The organism is Chitinophaga polysaccharea, from assembly GCF_902150045.1.
GTDB classification, from domain to species: domain Bacteria; phylum Bacteroidota; class Bacteroidia; order Chitinophagales; family Chitinophagaceae; genus Chitinophaga; species Chitinophaga polysaccharea_A.
This window is the reverse complement of record NZ_CABFVU010000005.1, coordinates 259,188-274,446: the sequence shown is the minus strand read 5'-3', so window position 1 is coordinate 274,446 and position 15,259 is coordinate 259,188. Positions and strand designations below refer to the sequence as shown.

Sequence of the window (15,259 nt, the reverse complement as noted above, 5' to 3'; positions counted from 1 at the left end):
GCAAACAATATGAAAATTGTAGTAACCGGATCAATCGGCAATATCGGCAAACCACTCGTACCCTGGCTGGTGGCAAACGGGCACCAGGTAACTGTGATCACCAGTAAACAACACAACGAAGCCATCATTGAAAATATGGGGGCAAAAGCTGTTACAGGTTCTGTAGAAGATGTAAATTTGCTGACCGGTACATTCGCCGGGGCAGATATCGTTTATACCATGGTGCCACCCTTTTTTGGCGCGGCTGACCTCCTCGAATTTTACAGGAGCGTAGGAGAAAATTATGGAGAAGCGATCAGGCAGTCGGGGGTGCAGCGGGTAATTAATCTAAGCAGTTTTGGCGCGCATCTCAACAAAGGCACAGGCGTTATCCTGGGAGCCCATTATGTAGAAGAGATCCTGAATAAACTGGAAAACGTTCAGATCACCCATATGCGCCCTACTTCTTTTTATTACAACCTGCTTGCCTTTGCAGATATGATCAGGAACCAGGGATCCATTTCCATCAACTGTGGAGGAAACGATGTGATGCAGCTGGTACACCCCGATGATATTGCCGCTGCCATAGCAGAGGAAGTGGAACAACCCGGTAGCCCCAGGAAGATCCGTTATGTAATGAGTGATGAACGGACCTGTAACGAAATAGCAGCAGCCATAGGTAAAGAGATCGGCATGCCGGATCTTGAATGGCGCCTGATTTCAGATGAAGAAGCAAAAAACAGGTATTTAAAGGCCGGCATTCCTCCCTTACTGGCACAGTATCTGACAGAGATATACAGTAGTCTTCATAACGGGAAACTGGCGGAGGACCTTATTCATCACCGCCCTGAATACGGGAAAATAAAACTGGAAGATTATGCCAGGGAATTTGCTGTTATTTACAACGGGAAAAAATAATAATCTTAAACCTGGTCAGATATAAAAAATGAGTAACCACCAGCCGAAACGGATACATAGCATTGCAGCGTTTCACCGCTACAGGGAATTACCGGAACCGGAAAACCCGCTGATCAGCGTTGTAAACGTAGAAGATATCAGCTACACCGGAAAAGCAGAATCGCTGCTGCTTGATTTCTATTCCATTGCCCTCAAACGGCACCAGGACATCAGGTTTAAATACGGTCAGCAGCAGTACGATTTCGATGCAGGCGTGATGTTCTTTGTGGCCCCGGGGCAGATATTCAGCATTGAACATACAACCGGGAAACCGACAGACTGTTCCGGCTGGGTGTTACTCATACACCCGGATTTCCTCTGGAATACCCCCCTGGCTAAAACCATCAGGAAATATGAGTACTTCGACTATGCCGTTAATGAAGCCCTGTTCCTTTCCCCGAAAGAAGAAGCGGTACTGAATAACATTGTAGATATCATCCGGAAGGAATATCATTCTTCCATCGACAAATTCACCCAAAGCATTATTATTCCGCAGATAGAATCCCTGCTTAACTATGCCGAGCGCTTTTACCAGCGCCAGTTTATAACACGGAAAATCACCAATCATCATATCCTGGCCCGCTTCGAGGAAATCCTCTCCCACTACCTGGATAGCAGCCAGCTGCTGGAAAACGGGCTGCCCACAGTACAGTATATGGCCAATGCACTGAATATATCTCCCAATTACCTGGGCACCTTGCTACGTACATTAACCGGCAAAAATACCCAGCAGCACATCCACGACAGCCTGATTGAAAAAGCAAAGGAAAAAATTTCCACCACGGCGCTGTCGGTCAGTGAAATTGCCTATGAACTGGGATTTGAACATCCCCAGTCTTTCAGCCGCTTTTTTAAATCCAAAACGGGGCTGTCGCCCCTGGAATTTAAAGCCGCTTTTAACTAGCGATGCCCAACCGGGCCCTGTTTCTACAAAATCCAGGTTGAAAACCGTTTGTTAATCATTATTAAAACATATCATGGTAACAAAGAGAATAACGATAGATTACAACAGCGTACTGAAAGCTAAAATTTATTTTTTTTTTAAGAGAAGTATATGGAGATATTTATTCGCGATACTGCCCATCGCGTACATTTTCCCGTTAAACCCGCCAGGATTCCTGCTTTCAGGACTGATCTATTTTTTCATCTTTACCATAGTGATACTGGTACCGCTATATCATTTTTCTTCCGTGAGGATGGCGAAAAAGATTGACTTTGACGCAGAGGTCACCTTCACCGATGCACATATTGTAGTAGTGCATAAGAACAGGCAGTCGACCGAAATAAAAGAATGGACCTGGATCAGGAACATTGATATCACGTCAAACAATATATGGTTGGTAACAAATGAAGTGCCCCGTTTCCTTATCTCTCTCAGTAAAAATAACCTGTCAGAAAATGAGCGGTTATTTTTTGAAGAGATAAAGCGAAAAAAACCAGCTGCTTAAAATAAGCTCCCCTGTACCACTGCCGGCGGCATTGTAGGATGAAATAAACCCACAATGGTAAATGGCTGTCTCGAACTTGCATGTACATTTTGGGTGGTGCCCAGGAAGAAGTAGAGGTCGGTGTTACGCGCGTATTCCTGCAGGTATTTTTTTCTCAGGTCGTTAACAGCCTTCTGTTCCTTATCAGGGCCGCTGTGCTTCTTCAGGCTTTTCCAGTAAAGGGAGGCCAGCTGCCAGTCTTCCACCGGCAAAGTGATTTCCTTCTCCCTGCTGTCGGTAAACCGGAAAGAAAACCGGTAAGGCAGCTTTTTCATCACTGCAAAAGGATCTTCCGGTTGTTCAGATACCCGGCCGCGCGCTTTTTCTTCCTGTAATTTCTCCAGCAGGCTGCTATCCCATTCCCTTTCCGTTTCTTCTGCCACAAAACCCAGGATACGGGCTGGTTTGAATACTGCCAGCGAGGTATAAAAGGCTTCGTGCTTTGCTTCCATCAGCACGGTCGACAGGTCGCGGTATACGTTCTTCAACACAATGGCTTTCCTTTCGCTCCAGTGATCCTCTGTACCGATATGCCCTGTTCTTTTTACAGGCGCCTCCATTGATACCGGCCTGAAACTTTCCAGCCTGAAATCCCTGGTATTCCGTTCCAGGTCCAGTTCTATCCAGTCGTACAGCTGGTATTGTTCTTCGTAACTCTTTTTTATAAAGGGAACCGGGTATATCCTGATAAACACACCATCTTCCCTGAAACCGGCGATGCTCACCTGTTCTTCATAATGGGAAGATAACGTGGGGTAACTTTTAACTGTGATCAAAACTTTCGTCAAGGGCATGCGCAACATATTTTAAAACAGCCAGCAAAACTAAGGGTTAATCGTTGAAAATAAAAAAGTTAGCAACATTTTCAATCGCTCCTTCATCTCCCTTAAATATACCTGATAGATTTTTCATACTCCCCTATCGAAACATTCTATGTTTACTTTTCAACCTAATTTGTGTAATTTGTACGCATAAAATTTTAACACATGAGTTTTCAAGATGAGCTTAAGAAGATCTTTGTTGAAGAAAATGAAATACCCGGGGAGTTCCGTATTTCTGAAATTCATCAGAGAGAGTACCTGGTAAACGGGGAGATGAAACAATGGGATGGACCGGTGAGCGAGGTATATTCTCCTATTAACATTCCTACTGCGGATGGCCTGAAGCGCAAGCTGATAGGCACTTACCCGCTATGTACCGAAAAAGAGGCCTTTGAAGCGCTGGATGCTGCTCTTTCCGCATACGACAATGGCCGTGGCGAATGGCCAACCATGCGGCTGGATGAGCGCATTAACTGCCTTTCTGTATTTGCCCGTAAAATGACGGAGCAACGCGCCCTGATCGTAAAGCTGATCATGTGGGAGATCGGAAAATCCTACGCAGACTCCATCAAGGAATTTGACCGCACCATAGAATATATCAATGCCACGATAGATGCGCTCAAAGAAATAGACCGCAGCTCTTCGCGCTTCGAGATCAGGGAAGGTACCATTGCGCAGATCCGCCGCTCGCCCCTGGGTGTGGTGCTCTGCATGGGCCCATTTAACTATCCGTTGAATGAAACCTTTACCACGCTGATCCCTGCACTGCTGATGGGGAACACCATCCTCTTCAAACCACCCAAACATGGTACGCTGGTGCATTACCCTCTGCTGCGCGCTTTTATGGAATCGTTTCCCAAAGGCGTGGTGAACACCATATATGGCCGTGGTGCTTCTGTGATACCCGGTATCATGGCCACCGGGAAGATCAATGTACTGGCCTTTATCGGTTCCAGTAAAGTGGCCAATGACCTCCGCAAGCACCATCCCAAGCTGAACCGCCTGCGCGCAGTGCTGAGCCTGGATGCCAAGAATGCCGCCATTATCACTCCGCATGCAGATATACAGGTAGCCGTGAATGAATCCATACTGGGGGCATTATCGTATAATGGTCAGCGTTGTACTGCTATTAAAATACTGTTTGTACACCGTTCTATTGCGGATGAATTCAATGCACGCCTTAGTGAGGCGATCAGCAAAATGAAATTCGGTATGCCATGGGAGAAAGGCGTACAGCTTACTCCCGTAGCCGAGCCCGGCAAGCCAGCCTATATCCGCGAAGTGCTGGACGACGCCATTGCGCATGGTGCGGCAGTTGTGAATGAAAACGGCGGCGCTACCTACGAATCATTTGTATTCCCGGCGGTAGTATATCCCGTGAATGATAAAATGAAACTTTACCGGGAGGAACAGTTTGGGCCTGTAATCCCCGTAGTGCCTTACGATGAGATAGAAGAAACCATCGATTACCTCATCGAATCGCCACATGGCCAGCAGGTAAGTATTTTCAGCAATAACCCTGATGAAATAGCGACCCTGATAGATCCATTGGTAAACCAGGTAAGCAGGGTGAATATCAACAGCCAGTGCCAGCGCGGCCCGGATGTATTTCCGTTCACCGGCCGGAAAGACAGTGCAGAAGGCACGCTTTCAGTACATGATGCGCTGCGCTCATTCTCTATACGGTCGCTCGTAGCTACCAAAATGAATGATACCAATAAAAAGCTGCTGGAAGATATCGTGAATGAACATAGTTCTGACTTCCTTAGTACCAATTTTATTTTCTAAGCGGCTAAAAGGGGTATTAAAAATAAAGGCGCGGCTTAACGGCAGGCGGCTTCCATCAGGTACCCGGATAAAAAGCGGGTGTATCAGCAGCTGATACACCCGCTTTTGCATTAAAGCAACGGCAAATCCTACCAGGGAATTTCTCCGCCGTCTTTGAAGAACCTGCCTGTAATGGACCTGTCTTCCAGCATCGCCAGCTGCACAATGGCCTTTGCCCCCTCTTCCACTGTTTTAAAACCTTTAAACTGGTTAAGATCAGTGGCGGTATAGCCCGGGGTTACGCTGTTGACCATAATATGCTCCCCGCGCAATTCATTTGCCAGCATAACGGTAAAACCATTCAACGCAGTTTTGGTAGCCCCGTAGGTAGAGAAATTACTCCAGTTGGGGGGCCTTTCGGCCGACATCTGCATGGTTAACGATCCTATTTCGCTGGATACATTGATGATAGAGGGGGCTGAAGACCTTCTCAGCAACGGCAACATTACCTGTGTTGTTTGCACAGCGCCGAAATAATTTGTTTCAAACAAAGCGCGGATGGCTTCCATGCTGTATTCAGCAATATATTGCGGCTGTTCGCCTGAGATACCGGCGTTATTGATCAGTAAGTCGAGGGCATCGATGCTGCTGTCCAGTTCATCCTTGGCTTTCCTGATACTATCTATATCGGTTACATCGATATGGATGGCGGCCACATTAGTGATACCTGCGGCCTTCAGCTTTCCGGCGGCGCTTTGCCCGTTGATAATGTTCCTGCTGCCCAGGTATACGAAATTGCCTGCCTGTGCCAGTTGCCGCGCTGTTTCAAAGCCCAGGCCTTTGTTTGCGCCTGTTATTAAAACGGTTCTCATAAAAATCAAATATTAAGATTAAAAATGCCTGGATGATATGCAGCTATTACTATATCTCCCCTGCAAATTTAACCAGGCACAAGAAGGCGGCTGTAGCCCAATTACCTTATTCTGTAGCCAAATGTCAGGTTCAGTGTTTCACCACCAGCCCCTGCCCCGGCATGTACTTGTCGTATTCCATATGCCTGGCAATGCGCAGCGCTTCTGCTTCTCCCTTCAGCTTTGCCACCAGGTGCAGCGCGCCGTCTATGCCGGCGGAGATGCCGGCAGTGGTAATAACACGTCCGTTATCCACATACCGTACATTGGCCATCACTTTGGCGGAAGGCACAGCCTTTTGTAACGACCGGATGCTGTTGTGAAAGGTCGTTACAGTGAGGTTGTCCAGCAAACCGGCGCGGCCCAGCACAAATGCCCCGGTACATACGGAGAAGTACGTTTTTGTGCCGGCATCCCGGCTTTTGATCCAGCTGATCACTTCCGGATCATCGGCGGCTACGTCGTCATCCCCGCCAAATATGGCAAAGATATCTGCAGGCGGGGCGTCCTGTATGCTGTAGTCGGGGTTCACCTTTAACACACCCTGTACCGTAACGGGCGCCTTGGTTTTACCTACAGTAAATATTTTAAACCCGGCATAGGAAAATACTTCCAGTGGTCCCGCGAAATCGAGTACCTCTGTCCCATTATACAGGTAGAAGCAGATGCTTAAGGGCGACTGTTGTGATGCTGCGGTGCTATCACGGAGCACCAATGTCATACCACAATGCGGGCATACGCCTGGCCTATGATATACAATAGTGTCGCATGGACCACAAGGCGGGCAAACATAATCGCTCCCTTTTTGTTGTGCAATTCCCCATAATGGGATACACAGCAGTAGAATAAACAGATGTTTCATATGTGATTATTGTCCACGCAAATTACGCAGACGCCAACCTGCAAAGAAGGACAATCCACTTGCCGATCAGGCCATTTTCATGCTGGCTGCAATGCCCGCCTTTTTTGCCAACTGTCCCAGTTGCCGGGTACTGCCAATCCCGCAGGTTTTGGCTACCCATGCCAGCTTCTGGCCGTCCTTCAATAATTGCATGGCCTTTTCTTCGCGCAGGTTACGGATATAATCACCAATGGTAATACCTGTGGTAGATTTAAAGAGACGGGTAAGATTCCGCGGCGACATATATACCATTGCAGCCAGTTCGGTGATGGTTAGTTTTGTGTGCAGATGATGGGTGATATGATCCTGTATTTCGTGTACCTGGTGATTGATATGTTGCCGGTATTGCAGATGGATGCTGTGCTGGGAAGCCGCTCCGTCGCGGCGGATGTATACCACCATGTCTTTAGCTACGGTATAAGCGAAAGTAGGGCCATAGTGTTCCTCTACCAGGAACAGCGCCAGGTCTATTCCCGTGGAGATACCTGCGCTGGTATAAATATTATCACTCTTTACAAACAGCCTGTTCTCTATCACCTGCAACTTCGGGAAGCGTTGCTGTAAGGCGGCGGTATACCCCCAATGCGTGGTACAGCTGCGCCCATCAAGCAGTCCTGCCGCTGCGAGCGCAAATGCGGCGGTACACACAGAGCATAAGGTAGCCCCCACCGCCGCTGCCTGCTGCAACCATAGCATCCACGTGTCATCGGCTGAATGATCCCATTTCGCCAGGTCCATTCCAGCTACGATCACAATATCATCCCGTTGAATAGTGATGGCATCGGGCGGTTCCACACGGGTGAATCCCAATCCTGAAGAAGTACCCGGCGCCGCATAGGGCGATACGTATCTCAGTTCATACGGATGCCCGCAACATCCTGCTTCATAAAAAACAGTGACGGCGCCCGCCAGGTCCATCAGGTGCACATGATCAAACAGAAAAAATATGACACGTTTTCTTTCCATTATGCTAAGATAGTAAAGGGCATCGTTTATATTGGCTAATGGTACTCATCTCACATCAATACAAACAGGTCCTCATTTCCACCTTAACCATAAATAGTCTCCGCATGCTGAGGGAGCTGTTCTACGTGCTGCATATAAGCGGTTACATTGGCATCCCAGGTTTCCGGGTATGTATAGCCCAATGCTGCTGCAACAAATTTTGCTACGGTTCTGAAAAGATCCATAGCCGCATATACGGCCTTCCATATTTCCGGCAGACTGGCGGGAGCATAGGTAGCCAGCAACTTTTCATATACTTCCGGCTCAAGGAGGCGCTGGTAAAAGCTTCCCATCTTACCCGGGTTTACCTTAAATCCATAACGGCAACCGATATACCAATCCATCATTTGCAGTAGTGCGCCGCGGATCACCTGGTTGAACAATTCCTGTACCTGGATCATCCTCCCCCGCCAAAGTCCTTTTGCCAGGCCGGAGTTGGTATACCAGAATTCATTACAGCAATCAGTAAAGGAGCGGGAGGAAGGTTGCTGTACCCAATAGCCGGTGTCGCCGGCAGGCGGCAGGGGCCGCGTATTAAACAGGCCATTCCTGTCCCACAACACTTTGCAAAGGCTATCGCTGGTAAAATGATCGAGCTTATCCAAAGGCACCATCACCAGGTCTATACGATTGCCATCGGTAAACTGCATAAGATAGGAGAAAGCTCCTTCCAACTCGGGCGAAGGCGGATAGAGCTCCATATCCTCCGGCAGCTGCATGATCATTCTCTCGCCAAAAACATCCACCCAGCTATGATCCTGCAGAAACGGTTCCAGGCTCTCCACCACATAAATGATGTCATAATCCTGGAAAATATCAGGTGTTACATTCGGGTTCGACCTTGATCCATCCTGCAATACGGCCAGTATACGGTCGTTGTTACGGGCCACACGTAATATCAGTTCCATCATCCGGGATTCATTTCTGCTTATCATATGTGCTGCTGTTTGTCCAAATTTAATACAAAGCTTACACATCTGTTTTACAGGCATTCAGGGAGGCACAAGGTGTGTTCTTTAGTGGTGAGATCTTTAAGTTCAAATTCGTATATTAATGCCCGTAATCACTCTTAATTGCAGCCATATGATAAAATATATGTTCCGTTTCATTATTGCTTTCCTGGTGTTGGCCTTGCCTGCAAGAAGCTTTGCGCAGCAGCAGATTGCGAAAGGCACTGTTCAGCGGATATCCATTCATAGCAAGTTGCTGGAAGGTAATCTGAGTGGCGATGATCCCAGCCGCCATGTCTCTGTTTATTTACCTGCCAGTTATAATTCAGTTAAGAAGAAACACTACCCGGTGGTTTACTTCCTGCATGGCTATACAGATAATGACGCAAAATTTTATGGCTTCCAGCAGCATTGGATGACGCTTCCTCCCATACTGGATTCGGTATTTGCCAGGGACCCGGCTCATGAAATGATTGTTGTTACCCCCGACGCCTATACGCTTTTCCAGGGTAGCATGTATTCTAATTCCATCACCACCGGCAACTGGGAAGATTTTGTTGCCAAAGAACTGGTGGGTTATATGGACAGCCACTATCGCACGCTGGCGCAAAAAGAAAGCCGGGGCTTATGCGGCCACTCCATGGGTGGTTATGGCGCATTGCGGATAGGAGAAAAGAACCCTGATGTTTTTTCAACGGTGTACCTGCTGAGCCCTTGTTGTTTAAACTCCACCCCGGTATCGGCCGGAGCTATGCCACCCGGCTTTTCACGTGCGGAAAGCATTAAAACGGTGGAAGAACTGCAGAAAGCAGATTTCCTCACCAAGGCACTTTTTGCATCAGCAGCGGCATGGTCGCCCAACCCGGAAAACCCTCCTTTTTATATCGACCTCCCCGTAAAGGATGGGAATATTCAGCCATTGATCATGCAAAAATGGGATGCCAACCGCCCGCTGAATAATTTAGACCAATATATCTACAATATCAGGAAACTGAAGGCTATTGGCTTTGATGCCGGCGACCGGGATGCGGGTATTGCGGAGAGCATCAGGATACTGGACAGGGAGCTTAATAAATATCATATCAGCCATTCCTTCGAAATTTATGAAGGGGATCATATTAACCGTGTCAGTAAAAGAATTGAAGATAAGATGCTGGATTTTTTTGGTAAGAATTTATTGTTTGGGCAGCACACAAAACAGTAATATATATTAATGCGGGGCCTGCTTCTTCCAGGCTACTCCCTCTAACTATCTCAACCTGGGATGGTCTGTGATCCCTGTCTCCAAATAATCCCATTTTTTTTGGGAGACAATCTATTTATTATTTATCTTTACAATCAAGATAATTAATAATCAAGATATATGCCTTCTAAAGAAGAAATCAGGAAGCTTAGGAAGCTAAGCCAGCAATTTGCATATACCTCTATCCAGATGCACGAAGCCATTGGCAGAAAGGCGGGTATGTCTGGCACAGACCATAAATATTTAGGGTTCTTACTTCAGCAGGGAGAAATGACAGCCGGGGAGTTTTCCGTTATAACAGGTCTCACCACCGGCGCTGTTACCAGCTTAATAGACCGCTTTGAAAAGAAAAAACTGGTAAAACGGCAGCCTGATAAAGCTGATCGCAGAAAAGTGATCATCGTACCGGATACAGAAAAAATAACAAAGCTGTTCAAGCCCCTGTATGAGGATTTTCAAAGCGGCACTGAAAAACAGTTTGCTGCATTTTCATCAGAAGAATTAAAGGTTTTGGAGCGGTATTTTATAAATGCCATGGAAATGATGAACCATAAAATAGATACGATCAATCAAAAACAATAATATTATGAGCGAAACCCAGACACCTATTCAGAATGCTTTTGCCCAGACCTTCTTTCATGGCACCAAAGCGGATTTAAAGATCGGGGATCTTATAGCAACCGGTTATAACTCCAATTTTGTAGACAGGAAATTAAAACATATTTACCTCTCCGCTACCCTGAACGCTGCTGTATGGGGAGCTGAGCTTGCTTCGGGGGAAGGCCGTGAACGGATATACCTGGTAGAAGCAACCGGGGCCCTGGAAGATGACCCTAACGTAACCGATAAAAAATTCCCGGGTAATCCTACTATGTCTTACCGCTCTATCCATCCGTTTAAAGTTGTGGGCGAGGTCACTGTGTGGCAAAAACATTCGCCGGAACAGATCAAAGCAATGAAAGATGCGTTGGAACAGCTAAAACAGCAAGGCGCGCTCGTGATAGAGGAGTAAGTTAGTAGCAGAATTGCAGGCAGAAATGGATACCTGGAAAGATGTATCCTGTTCAACGGATTTTTCTTCTTAAGGCTATAACATATAACGAAGGTGACTGTTTATTGAAACGCTGCTTTTCAACGCGCCAGTTCATTGCTTAATGTTATCATCAATGCTCTACCCTTCTCTACATCTGCAGTGATCTTTTCCTCTTTAAAACCACGTTCAGCAGTAAATACGTTCAAATGCTGCTCTATAGCCTGCCAGCTGCGTTTCACCGTTTTATTGCCTGATGCCGCCGCCTGTGTTTTCAGGATACGTAATTTTTCATAGTCCACGATCCCTTCCCTCAGCTTCTCCAAACGGATGCTGCTGTTGCCGCCGGGATATACCAGGTAACAATCTCCTGCGGGCCATGAACCGTGGCGGGCATCCCGCACCGGGTCTTCCGGCCACCCGTCGTAAGCCCAGCGCAGGAAGCCATCATAGCCACGCGCAAAGGAGTACCAGCTGATCCAGCGCCCTTCAATGGGAGGAGAAAATACAAAGTTGTTAGGTACCGGCGGATTACAGCAAACATAAAAAGTAGTGGTAGCGCCTCTTGCGCTGCGTTGCCGCTGCTGGCTATCCACAGGCTCATTACCATACAGGTAACAGTAATCATCCAGCAGGGTATCCAGCTCCTGGTGCCAGTTGCCCGCATAGGTGATACGCCATTGGGGCGAATGCTCTTTTATTACTTTAATAGCTGCCAGGGTTTGGGGCAGCTCATTTTCATTGATGCCCAGGTATGTTTTTCCAAACCATCCTTTCTTCTCCAGGTGAGCCCTGAGATCGTCCAGGAAATCGTGCCAGCGTGCGCGGTATTCTGCTGTTCCCGGCGCCCATTGTGCATATACATAATTACCGCTGGCTGCATCGGTATAACGGAAACGGTTACCCCAGGGAACAGGCGTATAAATAGTGATGGCCTTGTTAATGCCCAGCGCCATAGCCATTTCCACGTAATCGTCGAATATCGTGTAATCATATTTCCAGGTGCCGTCTTTTTGTTTGATCCAATTGATCATGCCTCCTTCTATCATATAGGAATTATCCGACCAGGGAGAATGTACCGCATAGGTGGTAATATATTTTCCACCGGCGCCGGCATACAGCTGCAGGTGTTTTTTCAGCAAGGCCCTGTGCTCATCAGACCATGGCTCCACATGATTGTACCATGCCACTGCCCATGGGTTCTGCCAGAGATCCAGCCGGTATTGCCATTCCTGCGGTGGTGGCAACAGTTGCTGTTGCACCCTGATCTTCATATGTAAGGTGTCTGTATAGCGTTCCGTATGTACCAATACAGTACCTGTGTACTGTCCCGGTGCTGCATCCACGGGAACGTCCAGCGATATCCAAACCGGCCTGGTGGTTTTCCCCGCCAGGTCAAACCTGTCAAACTCCTCCAACCTGTCGGGCATCAGGAAGCCCTGCTGATATGGCGAGCCTTCACATACAGCGTCTTTTGCGCCATAAGGATAGTTGGACAGCACATAACGCACCAGCTGCAGTTTAGCATGTTTACTACTGATCACTTTTCCCTCCGTGTTCACCAGGTTGCTCACGGTAAACCGTACCTGGCGCAGGCTATCGGGCGACCAGACCAGCAGTTGTGCATTCAGCCGTTCGTTCTTCCACCCTGTTGCTTCCCATGTGGCCCTGATGTTTTGCGAAGGCGCCTCCGTTCTGAAATAGGCCTGATCCGTTGATCCGAAAGCCGCATGCAGGCCACCGCGCAGTTCTTTCCAGGCAGCGGGAGCTGTGGGCTCATCAAACGTATACTCCGGTTGGTAATGTGGCGCCAGTACAGGTAATCGGGCAGCATCCATTTGCCCTTTGTGCTGTGCGAAAGCTGTTGCCGAAATGAGGCAGCATATAATTGCTATTCCCTTCACGCCGTTTGGTTTAAGAAGTTATCATTGTGAAGCCGGCTCCAGTGCTCAGGACCATGCTGTTTCCCCGTTATAATCAATACATCCCTCATAGGTTCCGGGTACCGGCAGGAAACGTAGTACCTGTGTGGCCCCGGCTTCAGAAGTAAAGAAGCCAAGTAAGGTCAGTTGTTTCATCAATGTAAAATAATGCGGTGATGCTTTCTGGCTCCTGGCCTCTTCATCGATACCGGTAAGCAGGGATTCTTTTTGTGCTGTGGAAAGTTGTATAAAACTTGTCTTAAATTTTTTCTTTGAAGCATCGTTTAGCTGCGTAATGCCTTGCTTCAATATTTGCTGTTGTCCGTTATCGTAGCAGCCGGACGCATAAAAGCCAATGAATTTACCGACCGCTGTATCCTTTGCCCCCGGCGTATTGGTGCGGGGAATGATGGTTTCCGCCACTTCATCCAGGAAGGCGATATCGCCTGCGCTGAAAAGTGGCCCATTAGTTTCTTTGCAGCCCGAAAGAAATAATTCCCCGCCAACAAATGCGGCCCCGGTAAGAACGGCAATTGTTCTGATCAATTCTCTGCGGTCCATTTACAACGCTCCTTTTTTTAGCTGCTCCACTGCGTAGTTAGCAGCTCTTGCGGTTAATGACATATAAAGAATGGACGGGCTCTGGTTGCCTGTGCTTGTCATACAGGCGCCATCCGTAACAAACACATTTTTACAGTGATGTAACTGGTTCCATTCATTCAGTAAGGAAGTGGCGGGATCATTACCCATACGCACTCCTCCCATTTCATGTATATCCAGTCCCGGCGGCTGATGATTATCAGTTACCACGATATTCTTTGCACCGGCTGCAGTAAGCATGGCTTTTCCCTGTTCAATAAAATCCTTTACCATCCGCTCATCGTTATCGTCATAATCTACAGATGTGATCAGCAAAGGAATTCCCCATTCATCTTTTTTATCTTTGCTCAGTCTTACATGATTGCTTTCCTTCGGAATGGTTTCTCCCTGCATATACATATACGCGCCCCATTTCCCGGGCTTGCTGATCGCTTCTTTAAAGCTGGCTCCCAATGCAGCGGGCATGTTCTTATCGCTTAACTTTTCCCGGTACGCGGCGCTAAAAACCACGTATCCTCCTACAAAATCTGTATCTTTCTCATATACATTCCTGAAGTTGGGAATAATACATTCTGCCGGCTTCGATACCTTGTAATACTTATCTTCAAAACCATCAAACTCGCCGCTCATGCCCGCCCTGTAATTATGGAAGCAAATATATTTTCCCAGCAGGCCATTATCATTCCCCAATCCATTTGGAAACCGTTTGGAAGTAGAGTTCAGCAAAATGAGATTGGTGTTTAAGGCCGATGCATTGAGGAAAATGATCTTTGCATGGAACACCGTCGCTTCTTTTGTTTTGGCATCAATCACTTTAACGCCTGTTGCCTTACCGGATTGTTCGTCATAAATAACAGAGTGCACTACAGAAAACGGGCGTAAGGTCAGGTTCCCCGTCTTTTCCGCCCAGGGAAGTGTAGAGGCATTTGAGCTGAAGTACCCGCCAAACGGGCAACCACGCATACAAAGATTCCGGCTTAAACACTGCCTATGCTGTTCCTTGTGAATACTGGTGGGCCGGGTTACCTGGGCCCACCTGCCGGATACATAATGACGGTTGAATTTAGTGGCCAGTACGTCCTTTAAGTGCTGCTCTACACAATTCAGTTCAAATGCAGGCAGAAATTCTCCGTCCGGCATAGTATCTATGCCTTCCTTATTTCCACAGACGCCAATAAATTTTTCTACATGGCTGTACCAGGGAGCAATATCCCCGTATCCTATGGGCCATTCAATCCCATACCCATAGCGGTGCGGAGCGGTAAAATCCATTTCACTCCAGCGGGCACAGGCCCGTCCCCATATCAGTGATTTTCCACCCACCTGGTACCCGCGTATCCATTCAAAAGGTTTTTCCTGGATATAAGGATGATCGGCATCCTTTATAAAGAAATGTTTCGTACTGTCGTCATATCCTGCGGCCCTGCTGATATAAGGGTTCGCGCTCAGCTCCTTTTCTGGCACTGCGCCCCTGTATGGGAATTCCCAGACCGGCGTATTGGCGGTTGGATAATCCCTGATATGCTCCACATTTCTTCCCCGCTCCAGCACCAGCGTTTTCAATCCCTTTTCACATAACTCCTTTGCAGCCCAGCCACCGCTGATACCACTGCCAATTACAATGGCATCAAACTCCGTAGCAACATCTTTACTATCTGCCATACATAAAAAATTTACTGATTGTTA

General features: G+C 47.5%; 15 protein-coding genes. 7 read left to right on the top strand and 8 right to left on the bottom strand.

Annotation, left to right across the window (positions count from 1 at the left end; translation table 11 throughout):
* The first annotated feature begins 9 nt into the window (after positions 1-9).
* The 3 genes from FN124_RS29195 to FN124_RS29185 all read left to right on the top strand — a co-directional run bounded on the left by FN124_RS29195 (position 10) and on the right by FN124_RS29185 (position 2,384).
* Positions 10-897: an NmrA family NAD(P)-binding protein gene (locus tag FN124_RS29195; RefSeq protein WP_142688327.1), complete on the top strand. Its 888-nt coding sequence runs from the start codon at positions 10-12 to the stop codon at positions 895-897.
* Positions 898-925: 28 nt separating this feature from the next.
* Positions 926-1,840, top strand: a complete 915-nt coding sequence (locus FN124_RS29190) for a helix-turn-helix domain-containing protein (protein WP_142688326.1) — start codon at positions 926-928, stop codon at positions 1,838-1,840.
* Positions 1,841-1,913: 73 nt separating this feature from the next.
* Positions 1,914-2,384 (top strand): hypothetical protein, encoded by a 471-nt coding sequence (locus FN124_RS29185; protein ID WP_142688325.1) that lies wholly within the window; start codon positions 1,914-1,916, stop codon positions 2,382-2,384.
* On the opposite strand, the gene FN124_RS29180 is transcribed toward FN124_RS29185, so the two are convergent.
* On the bottom strand, positions 2,381-3,217 hold the full coding sequence (locus FN124_RS29180; RefSeq protein WP_142688324.1) for a DUF8758 domain-containing protein: 837 nt from the start codon (positions 3,215-3,217) through the stop codon (positions 2,381-2,383). The genes FN124_RS29185 and FN124_RS29180 overlap by 4 nt on opposite strands.
* A 192-nt stretch (positions 3,218-3,409) precedes the next feature.
* Between FN124_RS29180 and FN124_RS29175 the strand changes: the two genes are divergently transcribed.
* Complete coding sequence (locus FN124_RS29175) at positions 3,410-5,032, top strand: NADP-dependent glyceraldehyde-3-phosphate dehydrogenase (protein ID WP_142688323.1); 1,623 nt, start codon at positions 3,410-3,412, stop codon at positions 5,030-5,032.
* 128 nt (positions 5,033-5,160) lie between these two features.
* On the opposite strand, the gene FN124_RS29170 is transcribed toward FN124_RS29175, so the two are convergent.
* From FN124_RS29170 to FN124_RS29155, 4 genes are all read right to left on the bottom strand, one after another.
* Complete coding sequence (locus FN124_RS29170) at positions 5,161-5,883, bottom strand: SDR family NAD(P)-dependent oxidoreductase (protein WP_142688322.1); 723 nt, start codon at positions 5,881-5,883, stop codon at positions 5,161-5,163.
* A 130-nt stretch (positions 5,884-6,013) separates the two neighbouring features.
* A complete protein-coding gene (locus tag FN124_RS29165) occupies positions 6,014-6,784 on the bottom strand; it encodes a DJ-1/PfpI family protein (RefSeq protein WP_142688321.1) in 771 nt (256 codons plus the stop codon).
* 66 nt (positions 6,785-6,850) lie between these two features.
* On the bottom strand, positions 6,851-7,789 hold the full coding sequence (locus FN124_RS29160) for a GlxA family transcriptional regulator (protein ID WP_142688320.1): 939 nt from the start codon (positions 7,787-7,789) through the stop codon (positions 6,851-6,853).
* 83 nt (positions 7,790-7,872) lie between these two features.
* Complete coding sequence (locus FN124_RS29155) at positions 7,873-8,763, bottom strand: aminoglycoside 6-adenylyltransferase (protein WP_142688319.1); 891 nt, start codon at positions 8,761-8,763, stop codon at positions 7,873-7,875.
* A 148-nt stretch (positions 8,764-8,911) separates the two neighbouring features.
* Between FN124_RS29155 and FN124_RS29150 the strand changes: the two genes are divergently transcribed.
* The 3 genes from FN124_RS29150 to arr all read left to right on the top strand — a co-directional run bounded on the left by FN124_RS29150 (position 8,912) and on the right by arr (position 11,033).
* Positions 8,912-9,982 (top strand): alpha/beta hydrolase, encoded by a 1,071-nt coding sequence (locus FN124_RS29150; protein WP_142688318.1) that lies wholly within the window; start codon positions 8,912-8,914, stop codon positions 9,980-9,982.
* A gap of 159 nt (positions 9,983-10,141) precedes the next feature.
* On the top strand, positions 10,142-10,603 hold the full coding sequence (locus FN124_RS29145) for a MarR family winged helix-turn-helix transcriptional regulator (RefSeq protein ID WP_142688317.1): 462 nt from the start codon (positions 10,142-10,144) through the stop codon (positions 10,601-10,603).
* A 4-nt stretch (positions 10,604-10,607) separates the two neighbouring features.
* Positions 10,608-11,033, top strand: coding sequence for an NAD(+)--rifampin ADP-ribosyltransferase (arr, locus tag FN124_RS29140; protein WP_142688316.1), 426 nt, complete (start codon positions 10,608-10,610; stop codon positions 11,031-11,033).
* A gap of 119 nt (positions 11,034-11,152) precedes the next feature.
* Here the strand turns inward: arr and FN124_RS29135 are convergent, their stop codons facing one another.
* Genes FN124_RS29135 through FN124_RS29125 form a run of 3 tightly spaced genes read right to left on the bottom strand, consistent with a single transcriptional unit; the run spans position 11,153 to position 15,235 of the window.
* A complete protein-coding gene (locus tag FN124_RS29135) occupies positions 11,153-12,955 on the bottom strand; it encodes a DUF4091 domain-containing protein (RefSeq protein WP_221887956.1) in 1,803 nt (600 codons plus the stop codon).
* 45 nt (positions 12,956-13,000) lie between these two features.
* Positions 13,001-13,534: a gluconate 2-dehydrogenase subunit 3 family protein gene (locus FN124_RS29130; RefSeq protein WP_142688315.1), complete on the bottom strand. Its 534-nt coding sequence runs from the start codon at positions 13,532-13,534 to the stop codon at positions 13,001-13,003.
* Entirely contained in the window at positions 13,535-15,235 is a 1,701-nt protein-coding gene (locus tag FN124_RS29125) for a GMC oxidoreductase (protein WP_142688314.1), read from the bottom strand.
* Positions 15,236-15,259 lie beyond the last annotated feature (24 nt).

What these genes read in the sequence shown, in the direction of transcription:
- FN124_RS29195 (WP_142688327.1), top strand. Translation starts at nt 10, where the DNA reads ATGAAAATTGTAGTAACCGGATCAATCGGCAATATCGGCAAACCACTC.
- FN124_RS29190 (WP_142688326.1), top strand. Translation starts at nt 926, where the DNA reads ATGAGTAACCACCAGCCGAAACGGATACATAGCATTGCAGCGTTTCAC.
- FN124_RS29185 (WP_142688325.1), top strand. Translation starts at nt 1,914, where the DNA reads ATGGTAACAAAGAGAATAACGATAGATTACAACAGCGTACTGAAAGCT.
- FN124_RS29180 (WP_142688324.1), bottom strand. Translation starts at nt 3,217, where the DNA reads ATGCCCTTGACGAAAGTTTTGATCACAGTTAAAAGTTACCCCACGTTA.
- FN124_RS29175 (WP_142688323.1), top strand. Translation starts at nt 3,410, where the DNA reads ATGAGTTTTCAAGATGAGCTTAAGAAGATCTTTGTTGAAGAAAATGAA.
- FN124_RS29170 (WP_142688322.1), bottom strand. Translation starts at nt 5,883, where the DNA reads ATGAGAACCGTTTTAATAACAGGCGCAAACAAAGGCCTGGGCTTTGAA.
- FN124_RS29165 (WP_142688321.1), bottom strand. Translation starts at nt 6,784, where the DNA reads ATGAAACATCTGTTTATTCTACTGCTGTGTATCCCATTATGGGGAATT.
- FN124_RS29160 (WP_142688320.1), bottom strand. Translation starts at nt 7,789, where the DNA reads ATGGAAAGAAAACGTGTCATATTTTTTCTGTTTGATCATGTGCACCTG.
- FN124_RS29155 (WP_142688319.1), bottom strand. Translation starts at nt 8,763, where the DNA reads ATGATAAGCAGAAATGAATCCCGGATGATGGAACTGATATTACGTGTG.
- FN124_RS29150 (WP_142688318.1), top strand. Translation starts at nt 8,912, where the DNA reads ATGATAAAATATATGTTCCGTTTCATTATTGCTTTCCTGGTGTTGGCC.
- FN124_RS29145 (WP_142688317.1), top strand. Translation starts at nt 10,142, where the DNA reads ATGCCTTCTAAAGAAGAAATCAGGAAGCTTAGGAAGCTAAGCCAGCAA.
- arr (WP_142688316.1), top strand. Translation starts at nt 10,608, where the DNA reads ATGAGCGAAACCCAGACACCTATTCAGAATGCTTTTGCCCAGACCTTC.
- FN124_RS29130 (WP_142688315.1), bottom strand. Translation starts at nt 13,534, where the DNA reads ATGGACCGCAGAGAATTGATCAGAACAATTGCCGTTCTTACCGGGGCC.
- FN124_RS29125 (WP_142688314.1), bottom strand. Translation starts at nt 15,235, where the DNA reads ATGGCAGATAGTAAAGATGTTGCTACGGAGTTTGATGCCATTGTAATT.